Here is an 18,589-nt window from a genome sequence, read left to right on the forward strand (position 1 = left end):
CGCCGCCATCAGTGGTTGTCGCGCGGCACGAAGGCACCGCGGCGACCGCGCAGGAACGAGAGGTCGGCGCCTTCGTCGGCCTGCAGCACGGTGTCGACGTAGAGCTTCCAGTAGCCCGAATCGAGCGGTGCCTTCGGCGCGACCCAGGCGGCGCGCCGGCGCGCCAGTTCCTCGTCGCTCACGTGCAGGTGCAGCTTGCGGTTCGGCACGTCGAGCTCGACGATGTCGCCGTCCTGCACCAGCGCCAGCGGACCGCCGGCCGCGGCCTCGGGCGCGGTGTGCAGCACCACGGTGCCGTAGGCGGTGCCGCTCATGCGCGCGTCGCTGATGCGGACCATGTCGGTGATGCCCTTGCGCAGCACCTTGGGGGGCAGCGGCATGTTGCCGGCCTCGGCCATGCCGGGGTAGCCCTTGGGGCCGCAGTTCTTGAGCACCATCACGCAGTGCTCGTCGATGTCGAGGTTCTCGTCGTCGATGCGGCGGTGCAGGTCGTCGGCGCTCTCGAACACCACCGCGCGGCCCTTGTGCACCAGCAGTTCGGGCGTGGCCGCGCTGGGCTTGATGATCGCGCCGTTGGGCGCGAGGTTGCCGCGCAGCACGCAGATGCCGGCCTTGTCCTTGAAGGGCTCGGCCTGGGTGCGGATCACCTGCGGGTTGTAGTTCTCGGCGTCCTTCACGTTCTCCCACACGCTGCGGCCAGTGACGGTGAGGATGTCCTTGTGCAGGTGGTCGGCGATCTCCTTGATGACCACCGGCAGGCCGCCGGCATAGCAGAAGTCCTCCATCAGGAACTGGCCCGAGGGTTGCAGGTTCAGGATGCAGGGCAGCTCGGAGGCCAGGCGGTCGAAGTCGTCGAGCGTGAGCTCGACGCCGATGCGCCCGGCGATCGCCAGCAGGTGGATCACGAAGTTGGTCGAGCCGCCGATCGCGGCGTTGACCTTGATCGCGTTCTCGATCGCCTGGCGCGTGAGGATCTTCGACATGTTCAGGTCCTCGTGGACCATGCCGACGATGCGCCGGCCCGCCTCGCGCGCGAGCACGTTGCGGCGGCCGTCGACGGCCGGGTAGGCCGCGTTGCCCGGCAGGCCGATGCCCAGCGACTCGACCATGCTGGCCATGGTGCTCGCGGTGCCCATCGTCATGCAGTGGCCGTGGCTGCGGTGCATGCAGCTCTCGGCCTCGAAGAAGTCCTGCAGCTTGAGCGTGCCGGCGCGCACCTGCTCGCTCATCTGCCACACGCCGGTGCCCGAGCCCAGCTCCTGGCCGCGCCACTTGCCCGACAGCATCGGGCCGCCCGACACGCCGATGGTCGGCAGGTCGACGCTGGCCGCGCCCATCATCAGCGCGGGCGTGGTCTTGTCGCAGCCCATGAGCAGCACCACGCCGTCGAGCGGATTGCCGCGGATGCTTTCCTCCACGTCCATGCTCGCGAGGTTGCGATAGAGCATGGCGGTGGGGCGCAGCAGGGTCTCGCCGAGCGACATCACGGGGAACTCGAGCGGGAAGCCGCCGGCTTCGTAGACGCCGATCTTCACCTGCTCCGCGAGCGTGCGGAAGTGCGAGTTGCAGGGCGTGAGTTCGCTGAAGGTGTTGCAGATGCCGATGACCGGGCGGCCGTCGAACTGGTCGTGCGGCACGCCCTTGCCCTTCATCCAGCTTCGGTAGATGAAGCCGTCGCGGTCGTGTCGTCCGAACCACTGCTGGCTGCGCAGCTCTTCGGGATTCTTCTTCTTGGGAGGGGTGCTCATCGAGGGTGTCTCCGGTTGCGGGAAGGTGCCGCGGGGTCAGGGTTTGTCCTGCCGAACCGCATTTTCAATCATCATATGATAAGCGCGCTGTCCTGGCGGGGCGCTCAGGGTTTCCGAGCGAGCGGGGCGCGCCGGGCGGCCTTGGCCGCGTCGCACAACCAACGGCTTCGCATGATCAAGAACGTCCACGGCAACACGGTCGATCGGCTCGGCAGCGACATCGTCGCGGGCCGCTACGCGCCCGGCGCCGCGATCCCGCCCGAGCCGATCCTGTGCGAGGAGCTCGGCGTGAGCCGCACCGTGGTGCGCGAATCCATCAAGTCGCTGATCGCCAAGGGCCTGGTCACCACCGGCCCCAAGGTCGGCACGCGCGTGCAGCCGCCCGACCAGTGGAACTGGTTCGATGCCGACGTCATCGTGTGGCAGACGCAGGCCGGCCTGTCGATCGAGTTCCTGCGCGACCTGCAGGACCTGCGCCGCGTGGTCGAGCCGGCCGCGGTGGCGCTGGCCGCCTCGCGCGCCACGCCCGAGGACATCGCCGACATGGAGGAGGCCTACGCCGGCATGAAGCAGGCCATCGAGTTCGGCGGCGACTACATCACGCCCGACCTGCGCTTCCACCAGGGGCTGATCCGCTCCAGCCACAACCGCATGCTGGTGCAGATGAGCCGCGCGCTCGGCGCGCTGCTGCGCACCAGCTTCGAGATCTCGACCACGCGCAAGAACGGTCCCGCGAGCTCGCTGCCGCTGCACCGCGCGGTGCTCGACGCGGTGATCGCGCGCAACCCGGCACGCGCCGAGAAGGCGGTGCTGGTGCTGATCGACGGCGCGCGCCAGGACATCGAGACGGTGCTGGCCTCGCGCCGCAAGATCCCGCGCATCAGCCGACCCGCGACCCAGCTCAAGGCCTTCGCGCTCTAGCAGGCGAAGGCGACGAGGCGGCAGGAGGCCGCGCGCGCAGCCGCGCAACGACGGAACAAGCGAACAACAACACAAGGGCAACAGGAGACATCGAATGAAGAGGTTGATCGACGGATTCTTCCGGGTGCTGGAATTCCTCGTGGTCGCATGCATGGTGGCGATGGTCGTCATGGTGTTCGGCAACGTGGTGCTGCGCTACGGCTTCAACTCGGGCATCACGGTGTCCGACGAGATGTCGCGCTACTGCTTCATCTGGCTCACCTACATCGGGGCCATGGTCGCGATGCGCGACGGCGCGCACCTCGGCGTCGACACGCTGATCCGCCGCCTGCCGCGGCTGGGCAAGACCCTCTGCTTCGTGCTCAACCAGCTGCTCATGCTGTTCTGCAACGTGCTGTTCTTCATGGGCACCTTCGAGATGCACGAGCTGCAGCGCACCAACGTCTCGCCGGTGGTCGGCATCTCGATGATCTGGGTCTACGGCATCGGCTACGTGGTGTCGGTGGTGATGGGCATCATCAACCTCAACAAGCTGTGGCGCCTGGCCACCGGCCGCGTCTCCGAAGAGGAACTGGTGCAGGTGATGGAGTCGGAGGACGTGGCGCCCGAGCCCGCCGCCGCCACCGCTCCCGCTTCGGGCACCGCGGGAGGTGCGCGATGACGGTCACGGTCTTCATCGTCTCGCTGCTCGCCGCCATGGCGATCGGCATGCCGATCGCCTATGCGCTGCTGGTCTGCGGCGTCTCGCTCATGGGCTGGCTGGCCTACACCGGCGGCCTGCCGGCCTTCGACAGCCAGATCATCGCGCAGCGCTTCGTCGACGGCGCCGACAACTTCCCGCTGCTGGCCGTGCCCTTCTTCCTGCTGGCCGGCGAATTCATGACGGCGGGCGGGCTGAGCCGGCGCATCGTCGACATGGCGATGGCCTGGGTCGGCCATTTCCGCGGCGGCCTGGGCTACGTGGCGGTGGTGGCCGCGATCATCATGGCCTCGATCTCGGGCTCGGCGGTGGCCGACACGGCGGCGCTCGCGGCGCTGCTGATCCCGATGATGAACCGCGCGGGCTACGACACCAACCGCTCGGCCGGCCTGATCGCCGCGGGCGGCATCATCGCGCCGGTGATCCCGCCGTCGATCGGCTTCATCGTCTTCGGCGTGGCGGGCAACGTCTCGATCACCAAGCTCTTTCTCGCCGGCATCGTGCCGGGCATCCTGATGGGCGTGGCGATCGGCATCGCCTGGTGGATCGTGGCGCGCCGCGACAAGGTGCAGGCCGCGCCGCGCGTGCCCTTCGGCGAGCGGCTGGCGATCACCGCGCGCGGCAGCCTCGCGCTCGCGCTGCCGGTGGTGATCATCGGCGGCATGAAGTTCGGCATCTTCACGCCGACCGAGGCGGCCGTGGTGGCGGCGGTGTACTCGTTCGTGGTCGGCATGTTCGTCTACGGCGAGCTCAAGGTCTCGATGCTCTACCGCCTCACGCTGGCGGCCGGCAAGACCACCGCGGTCGTGATGTTCCTGGTGGCCGCGGCCATGGTCAGCGCCTGGCTCATCACGGTGGCCGACATCCCGGGCGAGGTCACGCGGATGCTCGAGCCCTTCATGGGCAACAAGACGCTGCTGATGCTGATGATGATGGTGCTGATCGTCATCGTGGGCACCGCGCTCGACTTCACGCCCACCGTGCTGATTCTCACGCCGGTGCTGATGCCGGTGGTGCTCAAGGCCGGCATCGACCCGGTGTACTTCGGCGTGCTGTTCATCATGAACAACGCCATCGGCCTGATCACGCCCCCGGTGGGCACCGTGCTCAACGTGGTGTGCGGCGTGGCGCGCATCACCATGGACGATGCCTTCAAGGGCGTGATGCCCTTCCTGATCGCGCAGCTCATCGTGCTGTTCGCGCTGGTGTTCTTCCCGCAGATCGTCACCGTGCCGCTGTCGTGGTGGCTGGCGCGCTGAGGGCGTTCCGCAGAGTTTCCCGTCCGTTCGTTCATCACCCAAGAAGTAGGAGACACAGACCATGATCCAGCGCAGAACCCTCGTGGCGGCAGCGACCGCCGCGGCCCTGATGGCGGCCACGCCGGCCTTCGCCCAGTTCGCCGAACGCACCATCAAGTTCACCAACGGCGTGAACGAGGACCACCCCGTGGGCCTGGGCGTGAAGAAGATGCAGGAGGTGCTGGCCGCCAAGACCGGCGGCAAGATGAAGATCGTCGCCTTCTGGGGCGGCGCGGCCGGCGGCGACCTGCCGGCCACGCAGGCGCTGCGCGCGGGCACGCAGGAGATGGTGTGCACCTCGTCCTCGCCGCTGGTGGGCATCGTGAAGGAACTCGGCGTGTTCGACCTGCCGTTCCTGTTCAACAACGAGAAGGAGGCCGACGCGGTGCTCGACGGCCCGGCCGGCGAGTACTTCAACAAGAAGCTCGAGGCCGCGGGGCTGGTGAACCTGGCCTACTGGGAGAACGGCTTCCGCAACCTCACCAACAGCAAGCGGCCGGTGGCCAAGGTCGAGGACCTCGAGGGCATCAAGGTGCGCGTGATGCAGAACAACATCTTCCTCGACTCGTTCAAGACGCTGGGCACCAACGCCGTGCCGATGGCCTTCGGCGAGATCTTCACCGCGCTCGAGACGCGCACCATCGACGGCCAGGAGAATCCCTTCGTGACCATCGAGACCTCGAAGTTCAGCGAGGTGCAGAAGTACCTGAGCGTGACGCGCCATGCCTACACGCCGTTCCTGGTGCTTTACAGCAAGAAGCTCTGGGACCAGCTCAAGCCCGAGGAGCAGGCGGTGCTGCGCGAGGCCGCGGTCGAGGGCCAGAAGGTGGAGCGCGCCGCCAATCGCGCGCTCAACGAGAAGTCGCTCGCCAGCCTCAAGAAGACGATGACGGTCAACGAGGTCTCGCCGGCCGAGCAGAAGCGCATGCTCGACAAGGTGAAGCCGGTGTACGACAAGAACGTGCCGGCCATCGGCCCCGAGGCCGTCAACGTGGTGATGGACGCGCTGAAGAAGGCGCGCGGCGGTTGAGCCTTCCGCGGGCCGGCTGCGCTCGAGAGCGCGCCGGCCGTTCAGTCACCGCATCCCGGACCGCCATGAAGCCATGAAGATCACGCAGCTCGAAACCATCCGCCTCGGCGAATTCCCCAACATCCTCTGGGTGCGCCTGCACACCGACGAAGGCCTGGTCGGCCTCGGCGAGACCTTCATGGGCGCCGAGGCGGTCGAGGCCTACCTGCACGAGTGGGGCGCCCACAAGCTGCTGGGCACCGACCCGCTGGCGATCGAGGCGCGCAACCGCGACCTCACGGGCTACCTGGGCTGGCGCGGGTCGGGCGTGGAGACGCGCGGCAACTCGGCCGTGGACATCGCGCTGTGGGACCTGTTCGGCAAGGCCGCCAACATGCCGGTGCACACCGCGCTCGGCGGCAAGAGCCGCGACGCGATCCGCGTCTACAACACCTGCGCGGGCTACCAGTACATCCGCAGCGCCGCCAACCAGACCAGCTCCAACTGGGGCATCGGCAACGCGGCCGGCCCCTACGAGGACCTGCAGGGCTTCCTGCACCATGCCGACGAGCTGGCCGAGTCGCTGCTGTCGGAGGGCATCACGGCGATGAAGATCTGGCCCTTCGATCCGGCGGCCGAGCGCAGCCACGGCCAGTACATCAGCAACGCCGACCTCGATGCGGCGCTCGAGCCCTTCCGCAAGATCCGCGGCGCGGTCGGCAAGCGCATGGACATCATGGTCGAGTTCCACAGCCTCTGGCGGCTGCCGATGGCGCAGAAGATCGCGCGTGCGCTGCAGGAGTTCGACACCTTCTGGCACGAGGATGCGATCCGCATGGACAGCCTCGACCTGTTGAAGCAGTACGCCGTCGACTGCAAGGCGCTGGTCTGCGCCAGCGAGACGCTGAGCTACAAGTGGGGCTTCAAGGACTACCTGCAGACCGGCGTGGCCGGCGTCGCGATGCTCGACCTGAGCTGGTGCGGCGGCCTCACAGAGGCGCGCAAGATCGCGGCCATGGCCGATGCCTGGCAGCTGCCGGTGGCGCCGCACGACTGCACCGGCCCGGTGGTCTGGGCCGCGTCGACGCACCTGAGCCTGCATGCGCCCAACGCGCTGATCCAGGAGAGCGTGCGCGCCTTCTTCACGGGCTGGTACCAGGGCCTGGTGACCGAGCTGCCGAAGGTCGAGAACGGCATGATCAGCCTCAACGACAAGCCGGGGCTGGGGCTCGAGCTGCTGCCCGACCTGCACAAGCGCGCCGATGCGATGGTGCGGATCTCGAAGGCCTGAGCGGGCGCGTCGTCAGTCCGTGCGCAGCCGCAGCAGCGCGCGCACGAAGCCGTGGTCCGAGCGCGAGCGGTCGCGCCCTTCGTGCAGGTGGTCGTTGAAGTAGTCCACGCGCCGCACGTCGCCCAGGCTGTGGCGGCTGCCCGCGATGAACTCCTCGCTCACCAGGATCTGGTCGAGCACTTCCGGGTAGCCCTGGTGCACGTGCGAATAGGCCACATCCTTCTTGAGCGCGGCCTCGCCCTGCATCTCGTAGGCATTGAACAGCGCCACGTCGCGCGCCGCCTTGTCGTAGGCCACCTCGGAGGTGGCCGCCACGAGCTGGGTGGTCACGCTGTGCGGGTTGTCGTTGAAGTCGCCCATCACCACCAGCGGCACGTTGGTGCCCTGCAGCAGGTCGATCACGATGCAGCGCAGGGCCGCGGCCTCGGCGCCGCGCATCAGCAGCGAGCGCAGCGAGGCCATCGCGCCCACCTTGCGGTCGTCGCGGTCCTCGAGGTGGTTGCCCTGCGCGTCCTGCAGGAACTTGGGCCGCTTCGACTTCAGGTGCACCGTCAGCACGTGCACCGCTTGGCCGTGCTTCATGCGCAGCGTGGCCAGCAGCGGCGGCCGCTCGAAGCGGGTGTGCGGTCCGAGGCCCGGCACCTCGACGCCGAAGCCCGGCGGGAAATCGACGAAGGACTGGATGCGGTCGACCTTGAGCCGCGTGGCAATGCCCACGCGCGGCGTGCCCTGCGCGCCGGGGCGCGGCGGCAGGCCGGGCTGCGCGGGCGCGTTCTCGGCGCCGGGCACGGCCACGAAGTCATAGCGCAGGCCGCTGCGGTGGATGGCGGCCTTCAGCGCCGCCTCGTCCCAGACCTCCTGCACCGCGAGCACGTCGGCATTGAGCGCATGGAAGCGCTCGCCGAGCCAGTCGATCTTGCGTTCGTACTCGCGCTCGTTGTAGGCGTCCTGGTTCTCGTAGTACACGCGGTGCGGGTTCGCGAGATTGAGCAGGTTGCAGGTGGCCACGAAGAGGGTGGCGAAGTTCGGCGGGATGTACTGCATGGCGACGATTGTGTCCGGAAGGTGCTCCGGCGCCATGCAGACATGAAAAAGGGCGCCGAAGCGCCCTGTATGTCTGCGTGCGTCGTGCCTCAGCGGCCGAACGAACGGCCACCGCCGCCGCCCGAGCGGCCACCGCCGCCGCCGTAGCCGCCGCCACCCGAACGGCCACCGCCGCCCGAACGGTTGCCGCCGCCGTAGCCACCGCCACCCGAGCGGCCGCCGCGTCCGCGGCCGCCACCCATGTGGTCGACGCTGGTGCGCAACGGATCGGGCTGGCCGGCCGCGCCGGTGATCGCCTCGGCGCGCAGGTGCGCGACCTGGTTGGCCTGGGTCGGGCTGTGGCTGTTGCCGTGATGGCGCGGCTGGCGCTCGTCGTGCGGCTGATGGTTCTGCTGCGGGTGCGCCGCCGCATGGTGATGCGGACGCGGCTGGCCCTGCGGTGCGCGGCCTTGCGGCGCGCGATTGCCCGGTCCCTGGCCCTGGCCGCGCGGGGCCTGCTGGCCACCGCCGCCATTGGCGCTGCGGCCCTGGCCGGCGCCGTTGCCGCCACCGCCGCGGCGCTGGCCATTGCCACCACCGCCGCCGCCACCCTGGCTGGCCTTGTTGTCGCGGATGCGCTGCATCATCTCGCCGCGCGCCGCCTTGGCGGCCGCCTGCATGACTTCACGGCTCGGCGGACGGCCGGCGCCGCCCCAGATGGTCTGGCGGCCCATGGCGATCGGCTCGGCGCGTTCGCCTTCCTCGGGGCCGAAGCCCTCGATGACCTGCACGGGGATCGTCTGCTTGGTGAAGCGCTCGATCTCCTGCATGAAGCCTTCCTCGTCGAGGCAGACGAAGCTCACGGCCTCGCCGCTCGAACCCGCGCGGCCGGTGCGGCCGATGCGGTGCACGTAGTCTTCGCTGACGTTGGGGATCTCGTAGTTCACGACGTGCGGCAGCTCGTCGATGTCGATGCCGCGGGCCGCGATGTCGGTGGCCACCAGCGCGCGGATGTCGCCGCTCTTGAAGCCGGCCAGTGCCTGGGTGCGCGCGCTCTGGCTCTTGTTGCCGTGCAGCGCCATCGCCTCGATGCCGTTCTTGGTGAGGAACTCGGCCACGCTGTTGGCGCCGAACTTGGTGCGGGTGAACACCAGCACCTGGCTCCACTGGTGCTCGTTGATGATGTGCGCGAGCAGCGCCTTCTTCTTGCCGCGGCCCACGGGGTGGACCACCTGCGTGATGCGCTGCACCGTGGTGTTGCGCGGCGTGACCTGGATGCTCTGCGGGTTGCGCAGCAGGCCGTTGGCCAGTTCGCGGATCTCGTCGCTGAAGGTGGCCGAGAACAGCAGGCTCTGCTTCTGGGCCGGCATCAGCGCCAGCACCTTCTTCACGTCGTGGATGAAGCCCATGTCGAGCATGCGGTCGGCTTCGTCGAGCACCAGGATCTGCACGGTCGACAGGTCGAGCATGCCCTGCTGCTGCAGGTCGAGCAGGCGGCCGGGGGTGGCCACCAGGATGTCGACGCCGCGCTTGAGGCGGTCGATCTGCGGGTTCATGCCCACGCCGCCGAAGATCACGGTCGAGCCGAGCTGCAGGTACTTGCCGTAGTCGCGCACCGATTCCTCGACCTGCGCCGCGAGTTCGCGGGTGGGCGTGAGCACCAGGGCGCGGATGCCGATGCCGCCGAACTTGTTGGTGGCGCTGCGGCTCATGGTGAGCTTGTGCAGCATCGGCAGGGTGAAGGCGGCGGTCTTGCCGGTGCCGGTCTGGGCGCCGCCGAGAAGGTCGTGGCCCTCGAGGACGGCCGGAATGGCCTGGGCCTGGATCGGGGTGGGGGTCTCGTAGCCCTGCTCGTGCACGGCCTTCAAGATGGCCGGAGCCAACTTCAGTTCATCAAAAGTCATTGTGTGAAACAACAAGCGCCATACACGGCGCGGTGACATCGGCCCGCTCGGCGTCTTTCGTTCTTGTGACGCGAGCCAGTCAAGGCTGATGAAGGTCAGGAGTGGGAGCCCGAAAAACCGACTTGCGGAAGGGTTTTCTTCGTCCCCGGCAGAGAGCCGGTGTGCGGGCAACTGGACCCGGCACGGTGGCGATTGTCGCATGAGTCGATAATCACTGCTTTTCGCGCTCCGTTTCCGCGATTCCGCGCGCCGGGCCTGCCGCCGTCTTCCAGGGGCTTCCTCCAGGGGATTTCGGCTTTTTCCGGCTTTCGCCACCTCAGCAATCAGCAGTCCAACACAGAAGATGGCCCAGTACGTCTACACCATGAACAGAGTCTCCAAGACCGTGCCGCCCAAGCGGCAGATCTTGAAAGACATCTCGTTGTCCTTCTTTCCCGGCGCCAAGATCGGCGTGCTCGGCCTGAACGGCTCGGGCAAGTCCTCGCTGCTCAAGATCATGGCCGGCGTCGACAAGGAGATCGAGGGCGAAGCCATTCCGATGGCCGGCCTGTCGATCGGCTACCTCGAGCAGGAGCCCAAGCTCAATCCCGAGCACACGGTGCGCAATGCGATCGACGAGGCCATGGGCGAGGTCAACGCCGCCAAGGCGCGCCTCGAGGAGATCTATGCCGCCTACGCCGAGGAAGGCGCTGACTTCGACGCGCTGGCGGCCGAACAGGGCGAGCTCGAGGCGGTGATTTCCGCCGCCGGCACCGATTCCGAGCACCAGATCGAGATCGCGGCCGACGCGCTGCGCCTGCCGCCATGGGACGCCAAGATCGGCCTGCTGTCGGGCGGCGAGAAGCGCCGCGTGGCGCTGTGCAAGCTGCTCTTGTCCAAGCCCGACATGCTGCTGCTCGACGAACCCACCAACCACCTGGACGCCGAATCGGTGGAGTGGCTCGAAGTGTTCCTGCAGCGCTTCACGGGCACCGTGGTGGCCATCACCCATGACCGCTACTTCCTCGACAACGCCGCCGAGTGGATCCTCGAACTGGACCGCGGCCGCGGCATTCCATGGAAGGGCAACTACAGCACCTGGCTCGAGCAGAAGGGCGAACGCCTGGCGCAGGAGCAGAAGAGCGAGGAAGCCCACGCCAAGGCCCTGAAGAAGGAACTGGAATGGTCGCGCCAGAACCCGAAGGCCCGCCAGGCCAAGAGCAAGTCGCGCCTGGCCCGCTTCGAGGAGCTGAGCGACGTCGAATACCAGAAGCGCAACGAAACGCAGGAAATCTTCATTCCGGTGGCCGAGCGCCTGGGCAGCCAGGTGATCGAGTTCAAGGACGTGAGCAAGAGCTTCGGCGACCGCCTGCTGATCGACAAGCTGAACTTCAACATTCCCGCGGGTGCCATCGTCGGCATCATCGGCCCGAACGGCGCCGGCAAGTCCACGCTGTTCAAGCTGATCGCCGGCAAGGAACAGCCCGACAGCGGCGAAGTGGTGGTGGGCCAGACCGTCAAGATGGCCTTCGTCGACCAGCACCGCGACGAACTGGCCAACAACAAGACCGTGTGGGAAGACATCTCGAACGGCCTGGACATCATCAACGTCGGCAAGTTCCAGATGGCCAGCCGCGCCTACGCGGGCCGCTTCAACTTCAACGGCCAGGACCAGCAGAAGAAGGTCGGCAACCTGTCGGGCGGCGAACGCGGCCGGCTGCACCTGGCCAAGACGCTGATCCAGGGCGGCAACGTGCTGCTGCTGGACGAACCCTCGAACGACCTGGACGTGGAAACGCTGCGCGCGCTCGAGGACGCGCTGCTCGAGTACGCGGGCACCGTGCTGGTGATCAGCCATGACCGCTGGTTCCTCGACCGCATCGCGACCCACATCCTGGCCGCCGAAGGCGACTCGCAGTGGGTGTTCTTCGACGGCAACTACCAGGAGTACGAAGCCGACAAGAAGAAGCGCCTGGGCGAAGAGGGCGCCAAGCCCAAGCGCGTGCGCTTCAAGGCCCTCAAGTAAGGCCTGCTGCGGCCTTCGTCAGGCTGGCTCGACCAGGGCGCGCGGTTCCGCAAGGGGCCGCGCGTTTTTTTCATCGTCGGCCGCGAACACCTCGCGGGCGGCACTCAGGCCGTTGAGCGCGGCGGGGAAGCCCGCGTAGACCGCCATCTGCATGATCACCTCGATCACTTCCTCGCGCGTCACGCCGACGTTGAGCGCGCCCTGGATGTGCACCTTGAGCTGCGGCGCGGCATTGCCCATGGCGGTGAGCGCGGCCACCACCGCGATCTCGCGCGAGCGCAGGTCGAGGCCGGGACGCGAATAGACGTCGCCGAACGGGAACTCGATCAACAGGCGCGCGAAGTCGGGTGCGATGTCGGCCAGGCCCTCGACGACCTTGATGCCGCCCTCACCGTCGATCTGCTGCAGTTTCGCGAGGCCGCGCGCGTAGCGCTCGCCGGTCGGCTGGTTGGTCGTCGTCGGATGGATGGGGTGCTGCATGTTTCTTCCTCTTCGTTGAAGCCGGGGCATTGCCCGATGAAGAGGGACGCCGGGCCTCGATCCCGCGGTAGTGCTCGATCTTGTGCGCCAGCGCCTGCATCGATTGCTGCAGCGCCTCCACCTTCGAGCGAACCTCGGCAAGATGCGATTCGAGCATCGCGCGGCGTTCGCCGATGCTCGCGTCCCCCTGACTGCGAAGCCCGGCGAAGGTCTGCATGCCCTGGATGGGCATGCCGGTCTCGCGCAGGCGCAACAGGAAAGCGAGCCATTCCATGTCGGCTGCGGCATAGCGGCGCTGGCCGCCGGGCGCGCGCGACACGGCGGCGATCAGGCCGATGCGTTCGTAGTAGCGCAGCGTGTGGGCCGTGAGGCCGGTGCGCCGTGCCACTTCCGCGATGCTCAGGTTGCTTTCCATGGGGAGAATTCTCGAAGTTGGAGCGCGCTCTAAGTCAAGCGGTATCTGGAAGAAATCCGCGCCGGTGGTTCAGGTGACGAGTTCCGCCTCGATCCAGCCGCGCAGGCTGTTGACGAAGGCCAGCGCGGTCACGCGCGAGAGCTGCTCGCGCCGCACCGTCTCCTCGACCAGCGAGCCCTCGGCCAGCCGCTGCGCGCGCCCGATGCCGGGCAGCAGGCCGCAGCGCAGCGGCGGCGTGACCCAGCGGCCGTCGTCCAGGCGCAGCGCGATGTTGCCGCGCGTGCATTCGGTGAGTTCGCCCTCGGGGTTCCACAGCAGCGTGTCGAAGGCCTCGGGCAGGGTCGGCGCGAAGGCCTCGTAGTGCGCGCGGCGCGTGGTCTTGAAGCGCGTGAACTCGCTGTGTGCTTCGTCGAAGGGGCGGTCGGCCAGCTGCAGCTTCACGCGGTGGGGCGCAGCGCCCATTTCATGCGCTTCGGCGCGTGGCAGGCCCCGCGCATCGAGCAGCAGGCGCACGCGCCAGGTGCCTTCGGCATGCGCATCGCGCAGCGATTGCAGCGCTGCCTCGACGCGTGCGGCATCCCAGGGGAAGCCGAAGTGCGCCGCCGCGCCGGCCATGCGTTCGATGTGCAGCGGCGCATCGCGCAGCGTGCCGTCGACCAGCGCCAGCGTTTCGAGCAGTTCGAAGCCGGGCGCCTCGGCAACGGCGGCCGCGCCCAGGAAGGCCCGCTTGTGGCCCCACTCGGCCCATTCGGCGTCGGCCGTGGCATCGGCCGTGATGCCGCTGCCGATGCCGCAGCGCGCCTGGCCATCGCGCAGCGTCACGGTGCGGATCGGCACGTTGAAGGTCGCATGCCCACCGGGCCGCAGCACGCCGACCGCGCCGCAGTACACGCCGCGCGGCGCCTGCTCGAGCTCGCGGATCAGCCGCATCGCCGCCACCTTGGGCGCGCCCGTGACCGAGCCGCAGGGGAACAGCGCGTCGAACACGTCGACCAGCGAGGTGCCGGGGCGCACCGCGGCTTCCACGTCCGAGGTCATCTGCCACACGGTGGGCAGCGCCTCGGTGTGGAACAGCCGCGGCACGCGCACCGAGAACGGCTGCGCGATGCGCGACAGGTCGTTGCGCAGCAGGTCCACGATCATCACGTTCTCGGCCCGCTCCTTCGGCACGCTGCGCAGCCGATGCGCCTGGGCCTCGTCCTCGGCCGGCGTGGCGCCGCGCGGCGCGGTGCCCTTCATCGGGCGCGCGAGGATGCGCTCGCCGTGCCAGTCGAAGAACAGCTCGGGCGACAGCGACAGCACCTGTTCCTCGCCGCTGTCGATGAAGGCCGCGTAGCCCGCGGGCTGGTTGCGGCGCAGCGCGGCGAACAGGGCCCGCGGGTCGCCGGCGTATTCGCCGAGCAGCGGCGCCGTGTGGTTGATCTGGTAGAGGCCACCGGCGGCGATCGCCGCGTGGATGACTTGCATCTGCCGGTCGAAGTCGATGCGCGAGAGGCTGTCGCGCCAGGCGATCGGCGGGCTGGAGGGAGAGGGCGGGGCTTCCTCGGGCCAGGGCTGGGCCTGGTCGTGCACGCCGAACCACGCTAGCGCACTGCCATCGCCCGCATGCGTCTCGAACGCGGCATCGAAGGCCGCGGCCGCCTCGTAGCGCAGGTAGCCCACGCACCAGTGGCCAGCGCGCGCCAGCGCCTCGGCCTGCGCGAGCACGGGCCGCACCTCGGCCAGGCTGCGCGCCACGAGCGTGCGGGAAGGGGCGCCGAACGCCAGGCGCAGCCGTTGCGCGCCATCGGTGCGCGGGTCGGCGAAGTCGATCAGGGTGGACACGATGGGTCTTGGGAAAAGGCAGCGGCGCCCGCTGGCGCCGCGTACCGGTCAGCGCGGTGCGGAAGGCGAAGGCGGCGGTGGCATCGCGGGGCCGGCCGGCGCACCGGCGCCGCGCGCCAGCGCCCGCTTGCGCACCGCATAGATGTTGTTGCGCAGCGCATAGAGCTCGTCGGCATACGACAGCGGCACCGCCACGCGATTCACCACGCGGTCGAGCTCGTCGAGCTCCTTCGTGAGTTCGGCCGGATCGCCGCGCTGGCCGTCGACCTTGCCCTCGATGTCGCGCAGCCGCGCATACCAGCGGAACACCCGGCGGCGCACGCGGAACTGGTAGAGCGGCGGCACCACGCGGCTCAGCGGCAGCATCAGCACCAGCAGGCCGCCGAGCACCAGCCACATGCGCTCGATCAGGTTGCTGGCCCAGAACGGCAGGTAGCGCTGCCAGAACGGCGGCGTGCCGTTGATGGCGCGGTCGCCCTCGGGGCTCACGGGCAGTTCGCTGGTGCGCGTGTTCGGGAAGTCGCGCGGCCGGTTGAACCAGCCGGCGCCGCCATGCAGGTGCTGCGCCGCCTGCGCGAACAGCTGGCGCAGCGCGGGATGGGTGTCCTCGCGCGACAGCAGCGAGGTGGTGGCCGCGAGCAGCGACACGTCGCCGGCCGGCAGGTCCTTCGAGAGGTCGACCACGCCGCGCGGCAGGGTCACGGCCGAGAGGAAGGGGAAGCGCCGCGTGTACGCGTCGGCCTGCACGAAGTCCATGAGCCGGATGTCGTTCGCGCGCAGCAACCGCTGCACCTGCGGCGACTGCGGCGCCGACGACAGCACGATCGCATCGAGCAGCCCGGCCTGCAGCGCCTCGGCGGCCGCGGACTGCTCGAGGTTCGACAGCAGCAGCGCATCGGGCGCGAGCCGGTTGGCATCGAGCAGCCGGCCCATGAGTTCGGGCAGGCCGCTGCCGGGCATGTCGACGTTGACGCGCAGGCCGCGCAGTTGCGTCAGCGAGGTGAGCGGGATCGGGGCGGGGGGCACGGCGGGTTGCGGTGCCGCGGCCTTCTTGCGCTCGGCGCCGTGGCGGCCCTTCGCGGCTGCCTTGGCCGCCTTCTTCGCCTTCTCGGCCTCCGCCGCCTGCTGCGCGATCACGCTGTCGGGCGCGCGCGTGATCGCGTCGGGCCTGTAGAACAGCCAGATCGGCTCGAAGAACAGGCTGCCGAGCGAACTGAGCCCGGCCTCCTCGTCGGCCACCGGGTCGGCGCTGCCGCCGCGCACGAAGCCCACGTCGGCCTCGCCCTTGCGCAGCAGCTCGAGGTTCTCCGATGAGCCCGAGGTCGGCTTGAGCGTGACCTCGATGCCGCTGAGCTTCAGCGACTCGGCATAGCGCTTGCCGAACTGCGCATAGGCGCTGCCCGTGGGACCGGTGGCCAGCGTCACCTGCTTGGGCGGCTGCGGCTGCAGCCACCAGTAGGCGGCGATCAACAGGCCGATCACGAGGAACAGGATCGGGCCGGCGGAGGCGATCAGGTCGCGGATCGACAGCAGGATCAGCTTGAGGGTTCTCGGGAAGGCCATGGTGTCTCGCTCGTGAGGTCAGCGCGGCGCGGTGCCGAGCTCGGCGGCCGAGGGGATGTGCAGTTCGCCGACCGTCACCGAGCGCGCCGCCAGCACCGCGCGCAGGGTGGCGCGCGCGGCGACCTCGGCCGCCATGGCGCTGAGCACCGTCATGCCCGGGCCGTCGGCCGCCAGCGGCACGCGGCCGGTGGCGAGCGCGAACAGGGTGTCGCCGTCGCTCATGGTGTGCACGGGATTGATGGCGCGCGCCAGGCCGTCGTGCGCCACGGTCGCGAGCCGGTTGGCCTGCACCTTGGTCAGCACCGCGTCGGTGGCGATCACGCCGATGGTGGTGTTGGTGCCGGCCAGCAGCGGCTTGGGCAGCTCGCCGCGCAGCAGGGCGCGGCGCGTGTCGAGCAGCGCGCGGCCGTCCTCGGTGCGCGCGCCGGCCACGGGCAGCGCGGTGTCGGGATCGATCACGTCGCCGAGCGAATTGACCGCGATCAGCGCGCCGACCGTGACGCCGCCGACCGTGACCGAGGCGGTGCCGATGCCGCCCTTCATCGCGCGCTGCACGCCGAACAGCTTGCCCACCAGCGCGCCGGTGCCGGCGCCCACGTTGCCCTCGGCCGGCGCGTCGCGGCCCGCGGCCTCGCAGGCGGCATAGCCGGCCGCGGCATCGGGCCGGATGCGGGCATCGCCCATCGGCAGGTCGAACAGTACCGCGGCGGGCACGATCGGCAAGGTGCCGAAGCGCACGTCCATGCCCACGCCGCGCTCCTCGAGCCAGCGCATCGCGCCCTCGGCCGCGGCCAGGCCCCAGGCGCTGCCGCCCGCGAGCATCACGGCGTGCACCTGCTGCACCAGGTTGCCGGGCGCGAGCAGGTCGGTCTCGCGCGTGCCGGGCGCGGCGCCGCGCACGTCGACGCCGGCCACCGCGCCTTCGCGCGTGATGATCACGGTGCAGCCGGTGGGCCGGCGAGTGTCGGAGAAGTGGCCGACCTCGATGCCGGCGACGTCGGTGATGGCACCGTCGAAAGAGGAGGGGGAAGCGTGGGAAGGCGTGGCGGACATGGCGGCCGATTATGGAACCATGCCGCATGGCCCCTACGATGGGCGCCATGACAGTTGAAAGAAGTGGTTTCCAGTCCGGCGCGCGGCGCCATGCGGTGGTGATCGGCGCGGGCGCCGTCGGCAGCGCCACCGCCATCGAGGCCTTGCGCGCGGGCCTGCGCGTCACCGTGGTCGAGCCGGGCGAGCCCGGCGCGCCGCAGGCCACCAGCTACGGCAACGCGGGCTGGCTCTCCTCGCACTCGGTGGTGCCGCCCGCGCTGCCCGGTGCGTGGCGCAAGGTGCCGGGCTGGCTGGCCGACCCGCTCGGCCCGCTGGCGGTGCGCTGGCCCTACCTGCCGCGCGCGCTGCCCTGGCTGCTGCGCTACCTGGCCTCGGGCGCCACCGAGGCGCGCGTGCAGCGCATCGCCGACGCGCTGCGCACCTTGCTGGTGGATGCACCTGCTCTGCATGCGCGGCTGGCGGCCGAGGCCGGCGTGCCGCAACTGATCGAGCAGCGCGGCCTGCTGCATGCCTACCGCTCGCGCGCCGAGTTCGAGGGCGATGCGCTGGCCTGGCGCGTGCGCGCGCGCACCGGCGTGCGATGGAGCGAGTGGGATGCCGACGAACTGCGCCGGCAGGAGCCCGACCTCGATGCGCGCTACACGCTGGGCATCCACGTCGGCGAGGCCGGCCACTGCCGCGACCCCGGCGCCTACGTCGCGGCGCTGGCCGCGCATGCGCGTGCGCTCGGCGCCGACCGCGTGGCCGCGCGCGCCACCGGTTTCCGCATCGAGGGTGGCCGGCTGCGCGCCGTGCGCACCGAAGCCGGCGAGATCGCCTGCGACACCGCCGCGGTCTGCGCCGGCGCGCGCTCGGGCGCCCTGGCCGCCGCGGCCGGCTCGCCGGTGCCGCTGGAATCGGAGCGCGGCTATCACGTCGTGCTGCCGAAGGCGGCGGTGGGCCCGCGCACGCCGGTGATGGTGGCCGACGGCAAGCTCATCGCGCACTGGATGAACGGCGGCCTGCGCGCCGCCGGCCAGGTCGAGATCGCGGGGCTCGAGGCCGCGCCCGACTGGCGCCGCGCCGAGATCCTGCACGAGCACCTGCGCTCGATGTTTCCCGCGCTGGCCGACGCGCCGCCCGAAGGGACCGAGGTGCAGCGCTGGCTCGGCCATCGCCCGAGCCTGCCCGACGGCCTGCCCTGCATCGGCCCCGCCGCCGGCAGCGCCGACATCGTGCTGGCCTTCGGCCATGGGCACGTGGGGCTGTGCGGCTCGGCGCGCACCGGGCGGCTGGCGGCGCAGGCGATGGCGGGGCTGGTGCCGGAGATCGCGCTGGCGCCGTTCGATCCGCGGCGCTTCGGGGCGTAGGGTGGC

At 69.8% G+C, this 18,589-nt stretch carries 15 protein-coding genes; 7 read left to right on the forward strand and 8 right to left on the reverse strand.

Going from position 1 to position 18,589, the window contains the following annotated elements; all coding sequences use genetic code 11:
- Window positions 1-8: 8 nt before the first annotated feature.
- Entirely contained in the window at window positions 9-1,748 is a 1,740-nt protein-coding gene (locus AC07RM_RS37545) for an IlvD/Edd family dehydratase (RefSeq protein WP_093340055.1), read from the reverse strand.
- Between the two features lie 171 nt (window positions 1,749-1,919).
- Between AC07RM_RS37545 and AC07RM_RS37550 the strand changes: the two genes are divergently transcribed.
- The 5 genes from AC07RM_RS37550 (at window position 1,920) to AC07RM_RS37570 (ending at window position 6,967) form a co-directional block, all read left to right on the forward strand.
- Window positions 1,920-2,669, forward strand: a complete 750-nt coding sequence (locus AC07RM_RS37550; protein WP_203202117.1) for a FadR/GntR family transcriptional regulator — start codon at window positions 1,920-1,922, stop codon at window positions 2,667-2,669.
- A 94-nt stretch (window positions 2,670-2,763) separates the two neighbouring features.
- Window positions 2,764-3,330 carry a TRAP transporter small permease gene (locus AC07RM_RS37555; RefSeq protein ID WP_495337717.1) on the forward strand — a complete coding sequence of 189 codons (567 nt, stop codon included), beginning with the start codon at window positions 2,764-2,766 and terminating at the stop codon, window positions 3,328-3,330.
- A complete protein-coding gene (locus AC07RM_RS37560; protein WP_208513005.1) occupies window positions 3,327-4,628 on the forward strand; it encodes a TRAP transporter large permease in 1,302 nt (433 codons plus the stop codon). Before AC07RM_RS37555 ends, AC07RM_RS37560 begins: the two co-directional genes overlap by 4 nt.
- A gap of 61 nt (window positions 4,629-4,689) precedes the next feature.
- The gene (locus AC07RM_RS37565; RefSeq protein ID WP_495337718.1) at window positions 4,690-5,697 is read left to right on the forward strand and encodes a TRAP transporter substrate-binding protein; all 1,008 of its coding nucleotides are present in this window, start codon (window positions 4,690-4,692) and stop codon (window positions 5,695-5,697) included.
- A gap of 73 nt (window positions 5,698-5,770) precedes the next feature.
- Entirely contained in the window at window positions 5,771-6,967 is a 1,197-nt protein-coding gene (locus tag AC07RM_RS37570; RefSeq protein WP_495337719.1) for a mandelate racemase/muconate lactonizing enzyme family protein, read from the forward strand.
- 12 nt (window positions 6,968-6,979) lie between these two features.
- Here AC07RM_RS37570 and AC07RM_RS37575 read toward each other — a convergent pair whose 3' ends face one another.
- Complete coding sequence (locus AC07RM_RS37575; RefSeq protein ID WP_495337720.1) at window positions 6,980-8,011, reverse strand: endonuclease/exonuclease/phosphatase family protein; 1,032 nt, start codon at window positions 8,009-8,011, stop codon at window positions 6,980-6,982.
- Between the two features lie 89 nt (window positions 8,012-8,100).
- The gene (locus AC07RM_RS37580; protein ID WP_495322498.1) at window positions 8,101-9,894 is read right to left on the reverse strand and encodes a DEAD/DEAH box helicase; all 1,794 of its coding nucleotides are present in this window, start codon (window positions 9,892-9,894) and stop codon (window positions 8,101-8,103) included.
- Window positions 9,895-10,237: 343 nt separating this feature from the next.
- On the opposite strand from AC07RM_RS37580, the gene ettA reads away from it, so the two are divergent.
- Window positions 10,238-11,899: an energy-dependent translational throttle protein EttA gene (gene ettA, locus AC07RM_RS37585; RefSeq protein ID WP_093340042.1), complete on the forward strand. Its 1,662-nt coding sequence runs from the start codon at window positions 10,238-10,240 to the stop codon at window positions 11,897-11,899.
- Window positions 11,900-11,917: 18 nt separating this feature from the next.
- Here ettA and AC07RM_RS37590 read toward each other — a convergent pair whose 3' ends face one another.
- The 5 genes from AC07RM_RS37590 to AC07RM_RS37610 form a co-directional block, all read right to left on the reverse strand.
- Window positions 11,918-12,379 (reverse strand): carboxymuconolactone decarboxylase family protein, encoded by a 462-nt coding sequence (locus tag AC07RM_RS37590; protein ID WP_495337721.1) that lies wholly within the window; start codon window positions 12,377-12,379, stop codon window positions 11,918-11,920.
- Entirely contained in the window at window positions 12,288-12,794 is a 507-nt protein-coding gene (locus AC07RM_RS37595) for a MerR family transcriptional regulator (RefSeq protein ID WP_495337722.1), read from the reverse strand. The genes AC07RM_RS37590 and AC07RM_RS37595 overlap by 92 nt, the downstream gene beginning before the upstream one ends.
- Before the next feature lie 69 nt (window positions 12,795-12,863).
- A complete protein-coding gene (gene pabB, locus AC07RM_RS37600; RefSeq protein ID WP_495337723.1) occupies window positions 12,864-14,618 on the reverse strand; it encodes an aminodeoxychorismate synthase component I in 1,755 nt (584 codons plus the stop codon).
- Window positions 14,619-14,666: 48 nt separating this feature from the next.
- Entirely contained in the window at window positions 14,667-16,181 is a 1,515-nt protein-coding gene (locus AC07RM_RS37605) for a TAXI family TRAP transporter solute-binding subunit (protein WP_495337724.1), read from the reverse strand.
- A gap of 18 nt (window positions 16,182-16,199) precedes the next feature.
- Complete coding sequence (locus AC07RM_RS37610; RefSeq protein ID WP_495337725.1) at window positions 16,200-17,234, reverse strand: P1 family peptidase; 1,035 nt, start codon at window positions 17,232-17,234, stop codon at window positions 16,200-16,202.
- A gap of 47 nt (window positions 17,235-17,281) precedes the next feature.
- On the opposite strand from AC07RM_RS37610, the gene AC07RM_RS37615 reads away from it, so the two are divergent.
- On the forward strand, window positions 17,282-18,583 hold the full coding sequence (locus AC07RM_RS37615) for an NAD(P)/FAD-dependent oxidoreductase (protein WP_495337726.1): 1,302 nt from the start codon (window positions 17,282-17,284) through the stop codon (window positions 18,581-18,583).
- Window positions 18,584-18,589: the final 6 nt, after the last annotated feature.

The organism is Variovorax sp. GW821-FHT09B05 (genome assembly GCF_059418265.1).